Annotated in this window: 15 protein-coding genes; 9 read left to right on the plus strand and 6 right to left on the minus strand. The window is 48.9% G+C overall.

Annotated features, from left to right (window positions below):
- Positions 1–148 precede the first annotated feature (148 nt).
- Entirely contained in the window at positions 149–673 is a 525-nt protein-coding gene (locus tag SPK40_RS07295) for an NUDIX hydrolase (protein WP_330959972.1), read from the minus strand.
- A 197-nt stretch (positions 674–870) separates the two neighbouring features.
- On the opposite strand from SPK40_RS07295, the gene galE reads away from it, so the two are divergent.
- Together galE and SPK40_RS07305 are read left to right on the plus strand one after the other, a co-directional pair.
- Positions 871–1,893, plus strand: coding sequence for a UDP-glucose 4-epimerase GalE (gene galE / locus SPK40_RS07300; protein WP_330959973.1), 1,023 nt, complete (start codon positions 871–873; stop codon positions 1,891–1,893).
- 199 nt (positions 1,894–2,092) lie between these two features.
- Positions 2,093–3,964 (plus strand): PhoX family protein, encoded by a 1,872-nt coding sequence (locus SPK40_RS07305; protein ID WP_330959974.1) that lies wholly within the window; start codon positions 2,093–2,095, stop codon positions 3,962–3,964.
- Positions 3,965–4,058: 94 nt separating this feature from the next.
- Here the strand turns inward: SPK40_RS07305 and SPK40_RS07310 are convergent, their stop codons facing one another.
- Positions 4,059–4,958 (minus strand): LysR family transcriptional regulator, encoded by a 900-nt coding sequence (locus SPK40_RS07310; protein WP_330959975.1) that lies wholly within the window; start codon positions 4,956–4,958, stop codon positions 4,059–4,061.
- Positions 4,959–5,089: 131 nt separating this feature from the next.
- Between SPK40_RS07310 and SPK40_RS07315 the strand changes: the two genes are divergently transcribed.
- Complete coding sequence (locus SPK40_RS07315; RefSeq protein WP_330959976.1) at positions 5,090–7,048, plus strand: ligand-gated channel protein; 1,959 nt, start codon at positions 5,090–5,092, stop codon at positions 7,046–7,048.
- 210 nt (positions 7,049–7,258) lie between these two features.
- A complete protein-coding gene (locus SPK40_RS07320) occupies positions 7,259–8,542 on the plus strand; it encodes a DEAD/DEAH box helicase (RefSeq protein WP_330959977.1) in 1,284 nt (427 codons plus the stop codon).
- Between the two features lie 75 nt (positions 8,543–8,617).
- Here the strand turns inward: SPK40_RS07320 and SPK40_RS07325 are convergent, their stop codons facing one another.
- Genes SPK40_RS07325 through pdhA form a run of 3 tightly spaced genes read right to left on the minus strand, consistent with a single transcriptional unit; the run spans position 8,618 to position 11,836 of the window.
- On the minus strand, positions 8,618–9,775 hold the full coding sequence (locus SPK40_RS07325) for a dihydrolipoamide acetyltransferase family protein (protein ID WP_248142419.1): 1,158 nt from the start codon (positions 9,773–9,775) through the stop codon (positions 8,618–8,620).
- Positions 9,772–10,755 (minus strand): alpha-ketoacid dehydrogenase subunit beta, encoded by a 984-nt coding sequence (locus SPK40_RS07330; RefSeq protein ID WP_330959978.1) that lies wholly within the window; start codon positions 10,753–10,755, stop codon positions 9,772–9,774. The genes SPK40_RS07325 and SPK40_RS07330 overlap by 4 nt, the downstream gene beginning before the upstream one ends.
- Positions 10,748–11,836, minus strand: coding sequence for a pyruvate dehydrogenase (acetyl-transferring) E1 component subunit alpha (gene pdhA / locus SPK40_RS07335; RefSeq protein WP_330959979.1), 1,089 nt, complete (start codon positions 11,834–11,836; stop codon positions 10,748–10,750). Before pdhA ends, SPK40_RS07330 begins: the two co-directional genes overlap by 8 nt.
- 243 nt (positions 11,837–12,079) lie before the next feature.
- On the opposite strand from pdhA, the gene SPK40_RS07340 reads away from it, so the two are divergent.
- From SPK40_RS07340 to SPK40_RS07360, 5 genes are all read left to right on the plus strand, one after another.
- Positions 12,080–12,526: an MOSC domain-containing protein gene (locus tag SPK40_RS07340; RefSeq protein WP_248142416.1), complete on the plus strand. Its 447-nt coding sequence runs from the start codon at positions 12,080–12,082 to the stop codon at positions 12,524–12,526.
- 159 nt (positions 12,527–12,685) lie between these two features.
- Complete coding sequence (locus tag SPK40_RS07345) at positions 12,686–13,144, plus strand: hypothetical protein (protein WP_248142415.1); 459 nt, start codon at positions 12,686–12,688, stop codon at positions 13,142–13,144.
- 161 nt (positions 13,145–13,305) lie between these two features.
- Positions 13,306–13,734: a thioredoxin TrxC gene (gene trxC / locus SPK40_RS07350; protein WP_330959980.1), complete on the plus strand. Its 429-nt coding sequence runs from the start codon at positions 13,306–13,308 to the stop codon at positions 13,732–13,734.
- 114 nt (positions 13,735–13,848) lie between these two features.
- Positions 13,849–14,763 carry a cation diffusion facilitator family transporter gene (locus tag SPK40_RS07355; RefSeq protein WP_248142413.1) on the plus strand — a complete coding sequence of 305 codons (915 nt, stop codon included), beginning with the start codon at positions 13,849–13,851 and terminating at the stop codon, positions 14,761–14,763.
- A gap of 863 nt (positions 14,764–15,626) precedes the next feature.
- A complete protein-coding gene (locus SPK40_RS07360) occupies positions 15,627–16,280 on the plus strand; it encodes a TetR/AcrR family transcriptional regulator (RefSeq protein ID WP_330959981.1) in 654 nt (217 codons plus the stop codon).
- An 89-nt stretch (positions 16,281–16,369) separates the two neighbouring features.
- On the opposite strand, the gene nagZ is transcribed toward SPK40_RS07360, so the two are convergent.
- Positions 16,370–17,380, minus strand: a complete 1,011-nt coding sequence (nagZ, locus tag SPK40_RS07365; RefSeq protein ID WP_330959982.1) for a beta-N-acetylhexosaminidase — start codon at positions 17,378–17,380, stop codon at positions 16,370–16,372.
- Positions 17,381–17,462 lie beyond the last annotated feature (82 nt).

Below are 17,462 nucleotides of genomic sequence, written 5' to 3' on the forward strand. Positions count from 1 at the left end.
AACTATTATATGGCCTTTTTAAGTTAATGGACTTACAGAGGTGGATTTCCGATTGTTATATGGAACTCCACGTGTGTATGGATGACGGGCGATTTGATGTCAGGCGTGATCCCGCGAAGGCGGGAACCTGACAGCGTGTGCGGAGGAATTAAGGCTGTTTCAAAACACCCAGAACCTGCATTTTCAAAAACACAGCCAGCGTCTTGGTGTCCTGTATTTCATTATCGGCGATTTTTTCAAGGAAGGTTTCAACTGACATTGTGAGTACTTCAAGGACTTCATCAGTATCAAGTTCTCCTTCTGCGGGAGTCAGGCTTTTTGCCAGAAAGAGATGCTGAACTTCATCGCAGAAGCCGGGAACGGGGAGTAGCTCTCCTAAGGATTGCCAATGCGCTGCGGCCAGGTTCGCTTCTTCTGCCAGTTCACGTTGTGCACAAGCTTGAATCGCTTCGCCCTTTTCAAGAGTCCCGGCTGGAAATTCGAGGATCCAGCGGCCAATTGCGGGACGGTATTGACGTAACAAAACCAGTTCACCCTTATTGGTTAATGGCGCGATGACTACAGCACCGGGATGACGTACGGTTGTGAATGTGATATCGCGTCCGTCCGGTAGCCGGTGATCGCTTTGCTCGACGGAAAAGCCTTTCCATTGACAGAGTGTTTGTGATTTCATAGCGTCTCACAACGTGAACAGAATGTTTAAAATCCAAAATATCAGTTATTTATTCTGATTGATATGAAGGTCATGCAAAAGATTCTCTGGTGCCCATTCGGAATGAAAAATGACATTATGCTCATCGTTGTTTACAGTGCACTGATATACTTGAAAGAAATATCTATAGCAAAAAAATACCTCGCAAGGAGAAAATTATGCGCGTTCTGGTAACAGGTGGTATGGGTTACATTGGCAGCCATACTTGCGTACAGATGATTGAAGCGGGGATGACACCAATTATCGTTGATAACCTGTACAACAGTAAAAAGACCGTACTGGAGCGAATTGAAAAGCTGACTGGAACCAGACCGGCATTTTATCAGGGAGATATTCGTGATCGCGCATTTCTGGATCAGGTCCTTCGTGAAAATGACGTTGAGTCAGTGATTCATTTTGCGGGGTTAAAAGCTGTCGGTGAGTCTGTAGAAAAGCCGCTGGAATATTACGATAACAATGTGCACGGCACACTGGTATTGGTTGAAGCGATGCGTGCGGCTGGTGTAAACAGCCTGATTTTCAGCTCATCAGCGACCGTGTACGGTGACCCGGCCAGTGTGCCGATTCTGGAGTCTTTTCCGACCAGCGCCACCAATCCGTACGGTCGCAGCAAACTGATGGTGGAAGAGTGTCTGACCGATATTCAGCACGCCTATCCTGAAATGAGTATTACACTGCTGCGTTATTTTAACCCGGTTGGTGCGCATGAGTCGGGTGAAATGGGTGAGGATCCGCAAGGGATTCCGAATAACCTGATGCCATTTATTGCACAGGTTGCAGTTGGCCGTCGCGAACATTTATCCGTGTTTGGCAATGATTACCCGACCGTTGATGGGACGGGTGTCCGTGATTACATTCATGTGGTCGACCTAGCCGATGGTCACATTGCAGCGCTGAAACATAAAGGAAAAGCATCGGGTTTGCATATCTATAACCTAGGGACCGGAAACGGTTTGAGCGTATTGCAAATGGTTGCGGCCTTTGCTGAAGCCGCCGCGAAAGACATCCCTTATCAGATTGCAGCACGTCGTCCGGGTGATATTGCAGAATGCTGGGCTGATCCAAGTAAAGCCCAACAGGAACTGCAATGGACAGCGTCACGAACGGTTGAGCAGATGACTGCAGATACCTGGCGCTGGCAGTCAAAAAACCCGCAGGGATATCCGGACAGTCAAGAATGACGGTCTGGACAACAGTGATGAAACGGCCCGTTTGGGCCGTTTTTTTTTACCTAGTGGAATTAACTCTCTGCTTTTCAATCGATTTTCATGATTCATACATACGAGTTTCATAAAAGTGTCACTGTATGAACCTATGCTCCAGCTCTTATTAAAGAGTCTGTAAGTACGCAGGCAAAAATAAAAACTCAAGGAGCATAGCATGTGGAAGCGTGATGAGCAGGACTCGCAATTCACGAAGATGATTGAAGCGAGATTATCGCGCCGTCATTTTCTGAGTGGAACGGCTGCAGCCGGGGCCGGGGCTTTTCTGGCGGTGAACCCGGTGGCAAAAGCGGTTGCCGCAACACCGAAAACGTCTCTTCTTAATTTTGAAGCCGTTCCTGCTTCTACCGCAGACACAGTGGTTGTGCCAAAAGGGTATCGGGCCACGCCGCTGATTTCCTGGGGCGATCCTATCTTTGCGGGAGCCCCTGAATTTGATCAAAGCGGCAAGCAGGACTCACATACACAAGCACGTCAGTTTGGTGATAACACGGATGGCATGAGTTTTTTCCCCATCAGCGAAGCACGCGGTGTGATGGCGATCAATAACGAATACACCAATTATGAATATCTGTTCGATCACAAAGGCGAACAGATGACAGCAGATGATGTTCGCAAAGCACAGGCAGCGGTGGGTGTCACGATTGTTGAGGTGGTTCTTAAAGACGGGCAGTGGCAGGTTGACCGCAGTGGTCAGCGTAACCGCAGGATCACAGCGAATACGCCAATGATGTTCACCGGACCGGCAGCAGGCCATGCACTGCTGAAAACCAAAGCTGATCCGGCAGGCATCAAGCCATTAGGGACGTTCAATAACTGCTCAAATGGTCAGACGCCATGGGGCACATACCTGACTTGTGAAGAGAACTTTGATGATTTCTTTGGCAGCAGTCAAAAAGGTGAAGTCTCAGCAGACCAGGCGCGTTACGGGATTTCAGCTTCTCCCAGTGACTACAAATGGCATCAGCATGATGAGCGTTTTGATGTTCTGAAACACCCGAATGAGGCAAACCGTTTTGGCTGGATCGTTGAGATCGATCCGAATGATCCGAATTCAACGCCGGTAAAAAGGACCGCTCTTGGCCGGTTCAAGCATGAAAATGCTGCGCTGACGCTGAATAAAGATGGTCATGCGGTGGTATATCTTGGGGACGATGAACGTGGCGAGCATTTGTATAAGTTTGTTTCTAAGCATCGCTATCAGGCTGGAAATGATGCGGCTAATCGCAGACTGCTGGAAGAAGGAACACTGTATGTTGCCAGATTTGATATGAATGCAGACCTGAAAGGTCAGGGAAAATGGATTGAACTGACCTTTGGCAAAAATGGTTTAACGCCGGAAAACGGGTTTCAGGATCAGGCTGAAGTTTTGATTTTTGCCCGTCGCGCCGCCACACAGGTGGGGGCTACAACGATGGACCGCCCGGAATGGGTTGCAGTGCATCCGGATAACAAACATGTATTTTGTACACTGACGAACAATAAGAACCGTGGAAAAGAAGGCCAGCCGGTTGGCGGACCAAATCCGCGGGCCAAGAACCATTACGGCCAGATCCTTCGCTGGATGCCGCTTCATGGTGATCATGCCAATGACAGCTTTGTCTGGGATTTATACCTGATTGCGGGGAATCCGGCGGTTCACAAAAGCGATTTATATGCGGGCAGTGACAATATCAATGCACAAAACATGTTTAACAGTCCGGATGGCCTTGGTTTCGATCAATCGGGTCGTTTATGGATTCTGACCGACGGGAATTACTCGAACAAAGGCGATTTTGCCGGACAAGGCAATAATCAGATGCTGTGTGGTGATCCGTTGACTGGCGAAATCCGTCGTTTTCTGACCGGCCCGATAGCCTGTGAAATCACCGGACTGGCATTTTCACCGGATTACAAAACCATGTTTGTGGGTGTGCAGCATCCGGGAGAAGAGGGGGCGCCGTCTCACTTCCCTGATGGCGGTGACACTAAACCGCGTTCAACGATCATGATGATCACCCGTGACGATGGCGGTGTGATCGGCGCTTAATGCGGATTGACTTTACTTTATACGAAGGCCCCGGTGTTTGCCGGGGCTTTTTTGATCGCAGATCATTATCGGACAAGTCATTCATGCTGGCTGGTCAGGTTGAGGTCTGCCACTGTGCAGGACGATGAGCCCTCAGTTTTTCCAGCAGCGCCTGAAGCTTGGCGGGTGGCCTGCCGGAGGGGTAATAACAGGCGATACAGGCAGGTTCGGCCCGCCACTGAGGCAGACAAGGCACTAGGTTTCCCGGATGTGATAAGTTGTAACGATGCACAAACCAGCTTGGCAGTAAGCCAATGCCGTGTCCTTTCACGATGGTGTCTGTCTGTAACACCACACTGTCGCTGATCAGCCGGGAAGTGGCAGCCGGTAATGTGACCACCTGGCTGCCATTGGTCAGCGAGATACCGTTTTCATCTGCCATGTTCAGATTTACCCACTGGTGTTTCAGTAAGTCGTGGGGATGTTCTGGCGTTCCGGCAAACTCAAGATATTTGGGAGACGCATAAAGACCGTATTGCCAGTAGCCTAACACTTCACGGCGAAAGGCATTTTGGGGTGGTTTTCCGACCCAAATCATGAGATCGACCTGATTTTCCATGTCCGGCAGATATTGATCATGTAACCGGATGTGAATATCCGGATAGCAATTGAGAAAATCGTCCAGCACCTGGCTCATCCAGCCTCGCACCAGACTTGCATGAACGGCGATGTTCAGCCGTCCATGAATGTTCTCATTGAATGCCTGCAAGGCTTCTTTACTTTGCGTGGCAAGTGCCAGCATCCGTTCGCTGAATTCAAAAAAGATTTTTCCGGCTGCAGTCGGCTGTAAACGGTTGCCCTGGCGGGCGATCAGGGTTTGTCCCAGCTCAGCTTCCAACTGGCTGATTCGTCGGCTGAAAGTGGATTTGGGCTGATTCAGAGCCTGTGCGGCGGCCGTCAGACTTCGGTGCTGACAAAGGGCATGAAAGGCTTTGATGGTTGCCAGATCTTGCATGGCTTTTTATTCCTCAGGTTCATTCGTTCCATATCCGGAACGAATGATTCACTCTTTGGTGCTTATATTCTCCATCCTAATCAATAGAATGCAGATGATTTTGAGATTTATTATCATTTGGGAGAGTATTGATGTCCAGTCGTATCCCTGTGTTTCTGCCCGTCAGTCTGGCTGTTGCAGCGGCAATCAGCCCATCAGCACAAGCGCAAGAGCAGAATGCGTACACAGAAACCATGGTCGTGACCGCCTCTGGCTTTGAGCAGGTTCAGACCGACGCCCCGGCAAGTATCAGTGTGATCACCCGTGACGATCTTGAAAAACGTTATTACCGGGATCTTACAGATGCATTGCGGGATGTACCGGGTGTGGTCGTGACTGGCGGTGGTGGCAATACTGACATCAGTATTCGGGGAATGGGGGCGAAATATACGCTCATTCTGGTGGACGGTAAGCGTCAGAGTTCACGTCAGACCCGCCCGAACAGTGACAGCTCTGGTATTGAACAGGGTTGGGTACCACCGCTTCAGGCCATTGAGCGTATTGAAGTGATTCGTGGCCCGATGTCGACGCTGTACGGTTCTGATGCCATCGGCGGTGTCATCAATATTATTACCCGTAAATTTGAACAAACATGGGCGGGGAATGTTCAGCTCGACACGATCTTCCAGGAAAACCGGAAGTCCGGGGATCAGAACAGTGCAAACTTCTTTTTGAATGGTCCGTTAGGCAGCGACAAGCTGGGCATGCAGCTGTACGGTCAGGTGACACAACGTGATGAAGACGAAATCCCTCACGGTTTTGAAGACAAAGATCTGCGAAGCGTCACTTCCAAGCTGCTGTACAGCCTGAACGACAACCACGATCTGACGCTGGAGCTGGGTGCATCTGAGCAGAACCGCACCGGGACCGTCGGAAAGTCTGTGCCAACAGAAGGCTGCCGCGGCGGATGTGAAGATTCCGAAGATGAGTATCGTCGCACGTATGCTGCTTTAACCCATCAGGGAAACTGGGGGTTTGCAACGTCGACCACGGATATCCAGCGTGAAATCAATAAAAACTACAGTCGTCAGATTGAGGAAGTGAATACACTGGCAAAAACCAGCTGGGTGATCCCGGTCAGCAATCATCTTCTGGTGACCGGGGCTGAGTTTAACTATGCAGAGCTGGATGACCAAACTACGAATCAGGTCTCGGACCGGACCCATATCAGCAATCAGCAATGGGCGGTGTTCCTGGAAGATGAATGGCGTCTGAGCGACAGTTTCTCACTGACATTAGGGGGACGGGTTGACGATGATGAGAATTTCGGCAGTCATTTCAGTCCGAGAGCTTATGGTGTCTGGCGTGCAACGGATGACTGGACGTTCAAAGGCGGTGTGTCAACGGGCTACCGTTCTCCCACGCTGCGTGATATTACGCCAGACTGGGGGCGTGTGAGCCGGGGCGGAAATATTTACGGGAACCCGGATCTGAAGCCGGAAACCTCCGTCAATACAGAACTGGCGATGATTTATTCCTCACTGGAGAACACGGTGTTCAGCCTGACGGTGTTCTATAACCAGTTTGAAGACAAAATTACCCGTGTGACTTGTCCGGCATCGATTTGTACTGACGGGCCAAACCAGTTTGGTGCTGATCCGACTTATCAGGTCAACATCGATGAAGCGACCACCCAAGGGGTTGAGCTGAGCTATGCGACGTATCTGACAGAAAGTCTGCGGGCGAATGCAAGCTATACGTATACCGATTCAGAACAGAAGTCTGGCGAGTACAAAGGCCGGCCACTGAACCAGTTGCCTGTTCATTTGGCAACGCTGGGCACAGACTGGCAGGCAACGGATAAACTGAGCCAATGGTTGAAAGTGACTTACCGTGGTAAGGAGAATGATCCGGTGACCACGCCGTCCAGTTCAACCATCACAGAGCCAGCCTATACTTTCGTGGATTTAGGTATTGGTTATCAGCTGACGGATCAGGCGAAGCTGAAGGCTGCGGTATACAACGTATTCGATAAAGAAGTGACTTATGAAGATCACGAATATATTGAAGACGGACGCCGTTACTGGCTGGGTCTGGATATCGCTTTCTGAGCCCATTGACGGGTTCTAATGCCTTGAAATCAAGTCATGGTCAAGCCTGAGAAGTATGGTATAATCCGCCGCTAAATTTCATCCCTGTTGTGAGCCATATCACAGGTGTGCAACGGGGATTTTCATTGTGTTTGAGCGTTTTACCGGAGCAATACTTTGCACTTTAAAGATCTTGGGCTTGACCAGCGACTGTTGAAAAAATTGAATCACATGGCCTTTGAGCGGGCGACGGAGATCCAGCAACAAGCGATTCCCGTAGCGATTGCAGGAAAGGACTTGCTGGCTTCCTCGAAGACCGGTTCCGGTAAAACACTGGCATTTCTGTTACCTGCGATGCAGCGCATGTATCGTGGCAAACCTTTCACCAAGCGTGATCCGCGTGTTGTGATCCTGGCGCCAACCCGTGAACTGGCCAAGCAGGTTTATGCACAACTGCGTATGCTGAATGCCGGTACACCTTACGATGGCGCATTAATTGTGGGTGGTGAAAACTTCAATGATCAGGTGAAAGCCTTGCGTAAAGACCCGATGTTCGTAGTGGCGACACCGGGACGTCTGGCTGATCATCTGGAGCATAAAAGTACTTATCTGAACGGTCTGGAAATGCTGATTCTGGATGAAGCAGACCGGATGCTGGATCTGGGGTTTGCACCTCAGCTGCGTAAAATTCATCAGGCCGCCGATCACCGCAGCCGTCAGACCATGATGTTCTCCGCAACGCTGGATGATCCGCAAGTGATCGACATCGCTTCAGAAATGCTGAAAGACCCGAAACGTATCGCGGTTGGCCATGCGGCACAGGAACATGGTGATATTGAGCAGCGGTTTATGCTGTGTGATCACCTGGATCATAAGCAAGCGATCCTTGATCGTCTGCTGGAGCAGGAAAATTATGATCAGGTGATTATCTTTACGGCAACTCGGGAAGATACGGATCGCCTGACTGCTTTGCTGAACGAGCGCAAACTGAAAGCAGTTGCGCTGAGCGGGAATCTGACTCAGCCTCAGCGAAACAGCATCATGAGCCAGTTCGAACGCAATGTACATAAGATTCTGGTGACAACAGATGTTGCATCACGGGGTCTGGACATCAGCAAAGTCTCGCATGTGATTAACTTCGATATGCCGAAGCACGCTGAAGAATATGTTCACCGGATTGGCCGGACTGGTCGTGCGGGCAACAAGGGTGATGCGGTGTCTCTGGTAGGCCCGAAAGACTGGAAGAGTTTCAAGAGCGTTGAAGCTTTCCTGCAGAAAAAAATCACTTTCACGGCGCTTGAAGGGCTGGAAGGTAAGTTTAAAGGGCTGAAACCAGCGCCGAAAAAGAAATTTACGCCGAAGAAAAATACGAACGCTAAGCCCCAGCAAGCTGAACGTAAAGTGGCGGCGAAACCGAAGAAGAAACTGGATAAGCGCTTTTACGACAATATGGCCGTCGGCGATAACGTCTTCATGCCGAAGAAGAAAAAACCGGCCGTGCCTTCGGAAGATTAAGGTGCAAAACGCCGGTGATGGAATCGCAACAGGCCAGCAATTGCTGGCCTGTTTTTTTAGGGTACAAGCAGTGATTTAACCGTGAGGTTTCGAGAGATGCTCCACGATTGCTTTGACAAACCGTGCCGCTTCACCGCCAGTACAGGCCCTGTGGTCGAACGTCACCGACAGCGGCATCGCTCTGACAGAAACCGGTTTATTGTTTACCAGAATCAGCTTCTCAATGAGACGTCCGGCACCCACAATGGCAACCTGAGGCGGCGTCACTACCGGCGTGGCATAAATGCCGGCAATTGCCCCGAAATTAGACAGCGTAATGGTGGCGTGCTGGAATTCCTCCCGGCCGACCTTTCTGGACCGAACGCTTTCGGCCGTTTCGTTAATCCATTGGCGAATGGCTTTCGGATTCAGACTGCCGGCATCTTTCAGGACCGGCACATAGAGCCCGTGCGAGCTGTCGACAGCAATCCCGATGTTGACTTTGTGATGGACGCAACGGGTCATGGTTTCAGCATCAAACCAAGCGTTCATTGCCGGTTCCTGTTCACAGGCACTGACCACAGCCTGAATCAAACGCGCTGTAATGTCTTCCCCTTTGGGCCACTTATCCAGCAAGGCTTCCTCTGTGATTGTGACCGCAGCGATTTGCTGGTGGGATTCAGTCATGCTGCCGACCATTGTGCGGCGGGCACCTTTCAGGACTTCCGTTCCGGGTAACTGTTGATCACAGGCATGATAGACATCAGCTTCAATAATGATGCCATCAGGACCACTGCCAGTGATTTTCTGGAGGTTTACACCGAGTTTCTGTGCCAGTGCGCGCGCAGAAGGCAGGGCACTGATATGCTCCCCGGAAGGTTTCACCTGGCTGCCTACCCAGAATTCATCCACATTCACACTATGTGACTGGTGAGAGACGCTCCCAACGACCGTGGCTGCATCGGCCCGCTGCTTGCTTTTGGCTTCTTGTTTTTCCTGATTCCCAGGATCGGCAGAATTGGTTTCGTCGATTTCCATCAGCAGGCTGCCGATAGAAATTACATCCCCTTCATTACCGTGCCGGCTGACGATGGTGCCGCTGTACGGCGCAGGTACTTCGACCGTCGCTTTGGCTGTTTCGACCGTCAGGACAACCTGATCAACTTCGACAACGTCGCCGACTTTCACATGCCATTCGATAATTTCAGATTCAGCGAGTCCTTCACCAAGATCCGGTAAGGTAAAAGATTTCATTTCCACCCCTCCACAAGTTGTTTGGCCGCAATGACAATGTCGTCTTTATTAATCATGAAATAGTCTTCATTGCGGTAGTACGGCATGACTGTGTCCATTCCTGTGACGCGAACAGGCGGTGCTTTGAGCAGACACATTGCTTTTTCTGAGACTTGAGCAATCAGTTCAGCACCAACCCCACAGGTTTTGCTGGCTTCATGAACGACCAGAAGCCGTCCGGTTTTTTCAAGTGAGGCCACAATGGTATTGATGTCAATCGGCTTGATAGATGCCAGATCAATCACTTCAGCTTCGATGCCCATTTTGGACAATTCATTGACAGCCTGAAGAGATTCAACGACGCATGCACCCCAGGTCACCAGGGTTAAATCACGGCCCTTGCGAAGCGTGAAACAGGTGTCCAGCGGCAGCGCTTCACCATTGTCGACTACCTCTGACTTCACCGTACGATAGATGCGTTTTGGCTCAAAAAACATCACGGGATCGTTACTGCGAATCGCGGCCAGCAGTAAGCCGTAGGCTCTTTTGGGGGAGGATGGAATCACGACTTTTAAACCCGGAGTATGTGCAAAAATTGCTTCAATACTCTCGGAGTGGTGCTCTGGTGCGTGAATACCGCCGCCAAAGGGGGCACGGAAAACTGCAGGGCACGAGAGACGTCCCCTTGTTCTGTTTCTCAGGCGGGCCGCATGGCAAATCAGATGCTCCAGGGCAGGGAAGACAAACCCCTGAAACTGGAACTCTGCCACAGGCCTTAAACCCTGACTGGCCATTCCGACAGCGACGCCACCAATCAATGCTTCAGCAAGCGGGGTATCGATGACACGTTTGAGGCCATACTTCTGTTTGAGACCAACGGTGGCGCGGAAAACACCGCCATTGTCGCCGACGTCTTCGCCCAGCACGATAACATTCGGGTCTTTTTCCATTTCATGATGCAGGGCTAAATTGACTGCTTCCAGCATGGTAATCTCAGCCATGGTGACCTCCCTGCATACGCATAGCTTTATTAATGATGGCATCTCGTTGCGGACGGATTTCCTCTGTCGGTTCTTCGTAAAGGAAATCAAACGCGGACTCAGGTGGCTGCGGCGTAATCCCAATATAACGTTCGACCGCTTTTTCGACTTCCTGACGGCAATGGGCCTGCCAGGCTTTTTCTTCTTCGTCTGACCATGCTCCCTGCGCCATTAAAAAGGTTTTCAGACGCTTAATGGGTTCATATTGCCAGGCTTGCTGAAGTTCATCTTCACTGCGATACCGGGTGGCATCATCGGCAGTTGTATGATCGCTCAGACGATAGCTGACGGCTTCGATCAGGGTTGCTCCTTTCCCTTTCCGGGCACGGTCCAGACTTTTCATGATGGCGTCGTACATAGCAATAATGTCGTTACCATCGACTGTGATACCGGGAATACCGGCACCTTTCGCTTTGTCGGAGAGGAACTCTGCACCACATTGCAATTTCCGGGGAACAGAAATTGCCCATTGGTTGTTGTTAATCACAAAGACCAGCGGGATGTTCCAGGCGCCGGCACAGTTGATCGACTCCAGAAAATCTCCTTTTGAGGTACCACCGTCACCACAGGTCACTAATGCAGCATGGTGATCGCCCTGAATTTTCAGGGCTGCTGCAACGCCAACTGCGTGCGTACATTGGGTTGCAATCGGCACACAGAAGGGCAGGTCGCGGCAGTGTCGGTCATCAAAGGCAAAATCACTGCCCCGTTCATCGCCGCCCCAGTATTGCAGGTTCTTTTCCATCGCTATCCCACGTGCCCACATGGCAGGCATATCCCGGTAATAGGGAATGAATACATCGTCTTTCTTCAGCGCGCGGCCCATCGCAATCCCAATGGCTTCAGAGCCCAGATGAGAAGGATAAGTGCCCAGTTTCCCGGTACGCTGAAGTGCGACTGCTTTGTTGTCATAAACCCTGGTCAGCACCATATCTCGGTAGAAACCCTGCAGAGTCACAATATCTGCCCAAGCCGGTAGCGGCGCAGTCAGTTGTCCCTGAAAGTCTAAATATCGGTGCATACTTAAGGCTTGAACATTCATATCAAGCTCCTTTTCCAGCTGCTCTGAATGATTGAGCAGCAAATTCATAGTGGTTGATAGCTAATTGCCGACGTTGCATAGTATGTGTTTGTAAATTCTTGGTTTGCTAAACACTTCTAATTGTAATCAAAGTGTTAAAACTTGCTTCAGAGGCAGGTGGTGAACTAAGTAAAGAATTCGGTACAGCCTGAATTTTGCTAGTGAATTGTGCTGGTATTTGGACAACGTAAGGGAGGTTTTTGGATGAAGCTGATAGGAATTGCCAGACGAAAAGCGTCACGTGCTGCAATGGAAGAACTGGAACAAATTAATGTATCGCAGGAAAATGGGGTCAAAGGAGATTTTCGTGGTAAACCTGGGAAACGTCAGGTAACTGTGCTGAGTCTGGACTCCTGGCTGGATGCATGCAAAGAAGTCGGAGAGCGTTTGCCATGGACCATTCGCCGGGCAAATCTACTGGTGGAGGGGACGCGTTTTTCAGAGGCCAATGTTGGTGATGTGATCACGATTGGAACATTGCGTTTGCAGATTACCCGGGAGACCGATCCTTGCCCGCGTATGGATGAACAGTTTCAGGGGATGACACAGGCGCTGATGCCGGAATGGCGTGGTGGCGTATGTTGCCGCGTGCTTTCCGCCGGGGATATCAAGCTGGGTGACGACGTTTTAGTTGAGGCTTCCGGCAGTTAAATTGCTGAATCATGTCAGCTTACTTTGTCTTAGTCCTGAGAAATCGCAGACTTTGAACATGATGTTGTGTGTATTTCACTCATACTTTGGATAGTCGTACGGGAAGCAGATTCGGCACCGCAGCTTCCCGTGTTTTTTTACTGCCGGAAGTGAGTGAAAATGAAGTTGTCACTGATTGTTTTTGTTGCCTGCTTTGCGGGCTCAGCCTGTTCTTCGCAGAACGCGAACATTTACGCGCAGCAGGAAAGGTACGTGCAGCAGACATGTTACAATCATTCAGTTGCTGATAATTATGCCAATAATTTCAATGTGTTTCTTTCTGAGCGTAAAAAAGAGCTGAAAGTGCTGAAGCCGGAACTGACAACAGAGAATTACCGGCAACTTGACAGCGCATTGAATCATTTTGCGGATTACTGGAAAACCCTGAACAAAGAACGGGATCTTGCATGTGAGCGGCAGGCAGCCTGTGAATTCATGCAAATGAAATCCCCTGAGATAAAACTCGCAGATGCTGAAATGTGTGATGGTTCTGAGTTCATGTATAGTGTCAGCAGAGCAAAAATTATCTCTTTCTTTAGTGATATCGAACGATTACAGCTTCAGCGGACGGATTTTTAACCGGAAAGGTAACAGGGCAGACGTGTGTTGAGCTATATATTCGATGCCGCCATATGTTCGATATCATGGTCTGGCCTTTTATTCAGGTGTGATATACTGCCGGAAAGTTTCCGCCTGAGGGGTTTACTAACCAACTGAAAATTGGTTTAGTATCAAGAAAAATGCCGAGTTTTAATGTGTGCTGTCCGCACTGTCAGCAAAAAGTGACTTTACAAACCACTTCTTTATCAAACACCGCCTCCTGTCCGCATTGTTCCAAAGCTGTTTTAGATGGCAGGCCGGTTGAAGCAGACAGTCACAACTTTGCAGCTTTGATTCAAAGTCCTAAGCCTGTTGTGGTGACATTTTGGGGTAATCACTGCGCTCCCTGTCAGGCATTTAAGCCTGTGGTCGAGCAAGTCGCCAAACAAAAGAAACAATACCGTTTTGCCCGTGTGAATGTGAATCAGCATCCTGAACTGGCAAAGCGATACCGGGTAAGAGGTGTTCCAACCGTTCTGGTTTTCAAAAAAGGAAAACAACAAGCGGCTTTGAACACTGCATTACGGAAACCAGCTTTTCTGAAGTGGCTGGAAGAGATACAGAACTGAACACAGTGTTTGTATATGCTGTTTAGGTTCATCAAGCCGTCATGCTGAAGTGGTTCACTACCCATCAGGCTGACAATTTATTTATGTTATACAAAGATATGTAAGGAGGAACTTATGGCTACTTGCCGTAAAGTTAGTAAGGAACGTCTGGCACTGAAAATGTCTCTTGCCGGTACGGTTCTCCTTGCCACCCTGGGTATTGGTTATGGGCTGTATGTCGGATCAAGTGCGATCCTTCTCGATGGTATGTTTTCTTTTCTGAGTATGGGTATGACAGGCCTGAGTCTGTATACCGCCTACCTGGTCTCAAGACCGGACGATGACCACTTCCAGTTTGGTTACGCCCACATCGAACCTTTGATCAATGTCGTCAATGGCTTGCTCATCTTGGTAACCTGTTTGTTTGCACTCGCCAGTGGTGTGCAAACCATTGTCAACGGTGGCCATGAAGTTGTGCTGGAACATGCAATGGTTTATGCAATTTTGTCGACCATTTGCTGTTTTGGTATTTATTTCACGGAAACCCACATTGCCCGTAAGGAAGACTCTGAACTTGTTCGGGTCGACTCGCAGGAATGGTTGGTCGATGGCATCTTGAGTGCTGCAATTTTAGTCGGTTTTATGCTGGTGATGGTGTTTGATGCATTAGGCTATTCTCACTGGAATGCCTATGTCGACCCGATTCTGGTATCAGCTATGGCAATTGCGGCTTCTGTACTCCCCATCAAGGTATTGCGCCGTAATATTCGGGAAGTGTTGCTGGTTGCACCTCATGATAAGGTACAGTCCAGCGTGAATCGTGTGATTGAAGATTTATCGAAGCAATATCATTTCGATGACTATACACACCATTTTGCCAAAACAGGGCGCCAGTACGATTTGGAGATCAATATCCTCGTGAAAGACGATCAGTACTGGACAACAAAACGTCAGGATAAAATTCGCCAGTTACTTTGGGATAAGCTGAAAGGAGAGTTAGGGGACGCTTGGTTGTCTGTGACTTTTACAGGTCAAAAGCGCTGGTTGTAACCTGGATTCCTTTGATTTACAGAATAAAATGCGGTCTTTGTGGCCGCATTTTTTATTAGTTTTTTTTATGCTGTTTCTCAAGAAACATAAGGCAAATAATGCTGGCAGTTCGTACAAAAAAAAAGCAAAATAACTCGGCTAAAAGATGGTCACCGGTGCAGTATCTGCAAAATGTAAGTTGGAAAGCAGTGTTTCATCATTTTACTCAGTAAGCTTTTGATACTGAGCTCCTTTATGAGAATGTTTTTCAACGAAGCGTTGCCCAACCGGAGGCTGATTGATCACGATTATAGTGATTTTTAGCAACTGTGAAGCGTTATGAAATGGCCGACAGGCACAAAGATTATCCGGATTGGGGAAGCGACATGTTTGAAACATTACTGGTGATGGCATTTATTATCGGCGGGTTAGTGACTGTGCTGAAAGAAAAGAAAACCTGTAAGAACATCAACTATTCGAGCGAGTCTCTGTAACCTTTACAGACAGTTTGAGAATTTAAGCAAAGGCGCCTGATGATGGCGCCTTTGTTGTCTTTAAATTGTATTACCAGAATAAGCAACCAGTTTCTTTTATCTGACGATCCTGCCGCTTCATGTTACCGCTCAGTCTGTACACGCTACACTTTCACTGTTTTCGAAACCTTTTCCACACCTTTATGCGCGTAATCGCATATGGCGTGTTGTACTGTGTGAGAATTGCTCAGTTTTTCGGTGGCGTATGAGATGTAATCGTAAGACATTTATATTGAACAAATATAAATCTATAAGATAAACCGCTCGTTTAGTTTATGTAACGAGAGGTTTCCGATATTATTGGCGTGAATGCAAACATTAACTTTTCATAAACATAAAGGATAGGTCGAGATGGCAGCTAGTTCTCGAAAAACAACAAAGGGAGAACTTACCCGACAAAAAATTATAGAAGCGACGCTGGCGTTGATTGCGAGTCGTGGCTTGAATAGTCTGTCACACCGGAATATCGCGAATGCAGCTCAGGTGCGGCTTTCGCTGACCAGTTATTATTTTGAAAGTATGGATCATCTCATTCTGTGTGCGTTTGACGAATTCGCCCGGCGTGAAGTGATGCAGATACAGTGGATCCAGCAACAGGTCGATCAGATTCTTGAACGCTATCCTGTTGAAGGCGAAGAGAGTAATCGCCCTCAATGTATACAGGAACTCACAGATTTACTGACTGAATACATTCTGACTGAACTGAGTGATGAAAGCCGGAGAAAACAATTGGCAATTCGATGCCATTTCTTATTTGCGTTGGGGCAATCACAGGCACTGATTCAAAGAGTCAGTGCGTATAAGTTACAGGTATTAAATCTGATCAAAGAGACGGCCATTAAAATCGGCAGTCCTTCACCGGAGGTCGATGCAAATCTGGTGGTTTTTGTGTTCCGGGAGTTTGAATTTTCTCTGGTGAGCGGGGACGAAAACTTCAATCAGGAGATTGTTTCTGAAACACTGAAACGGCTGTTGTCGACATTGATGACAACACCCTACCAGTAAGTGAATCTCAAGCTTTTGATTGCGAATAGCGTTTATTGATAATCGCCCGATAGAGTAGGGCGATTCTATTTCCACTATTTACTGGGGGATTACAAGGTGTGTGACTTTTCTGACCATGTTTCCTGTAGCTTGCGAATGGTTTGAGCACGATTTTTCCATTCCGCTGTATTGATCATCTCCTGATAGCGGGCAAAAGGTTTTTTCAGAAGCGTTTCCAGCAACGGAACCTGAGTTTGCGGCAGTGCTTCAAGCGCTTCAATTGCACCTGCACGGTTGTTACATAACATGACCATGTCACAGCCAGCCTGAAGGGAAGCTTGTGCTCGTTTGCCATAGCTGCCCAGAACGTCCGCACCTTTCATGTTTAAATCATCTGAGAAAATGACCCCTTTGAATTGCAGCTGATTGCGGAGCATATCCTTTAACCAGTACTCAGAACCGCTGGCAGGTTTCGAGTCGAATTCCGGATAAATCACGTGGGCCGGCATCATGGCATCGAGCAGATTTTCGTCAATCAACGTCTTGAAGACTGACATGTCGTGATCGACAACATCGCTTCTTTCATCGATCGGAGTTTCCAGGTGAGAATCGGCAATCACGCCGCCATGACCGGGAAAGTGCTTTCCGGTTGCCGCCATGCCAGCGGCTTTCATTCCCTTAATAAATGCACCGGCGTACCGGGCGATTTCCGCTGGCTGATCTGAAAAGGCACGATCACCAATCGCTTTGCAGTCAAAGCCAATATCCAGCACTGGCGCCAGACTGAGATCAATATCCATCGCCAGTAATTCAGCGGCCATCAGCCAGCCACCTTCCTGGGCAAGGTGAAGGCCGTTTTCTGATGCTGCAAAGGCTTTGGCGGGGGGCAAAAGGGTGAAGCCATCTCTGAAGCGCTGCACGCGTCCGCCTTCCTGATCAACCGCAATCAGTAGTGGTCGTTTGGCTGCCTGGCGGATCGATTGGGTCAGGGCAAATAATTGCTCTTTGTCGTGATAATTTCGGGCGAAAAAAATAACACCACCGACAGTCGGGTGTTGAAGAATCTCACGCTCTTCGGCATCAAGTTCAAAACCTGATACATCTAGCATTAGTGGCCCCATTTTGGCACTCCGTATACTGGGAAAAACGTCGGTTACAGAAACAGAAGGCGATACGTTATCACAAGCCGGGATGAGTCCAAAC

The organism is Photobacterium sp. 53610 (genome assembly GCF_036409375.1).
Taxonomy (GTDB): domain Bacteria; phylum Pseudomonadota; class Gammaproteobacteria; order Enterobacterales; family Vibrionaceae; genus Photobacterium.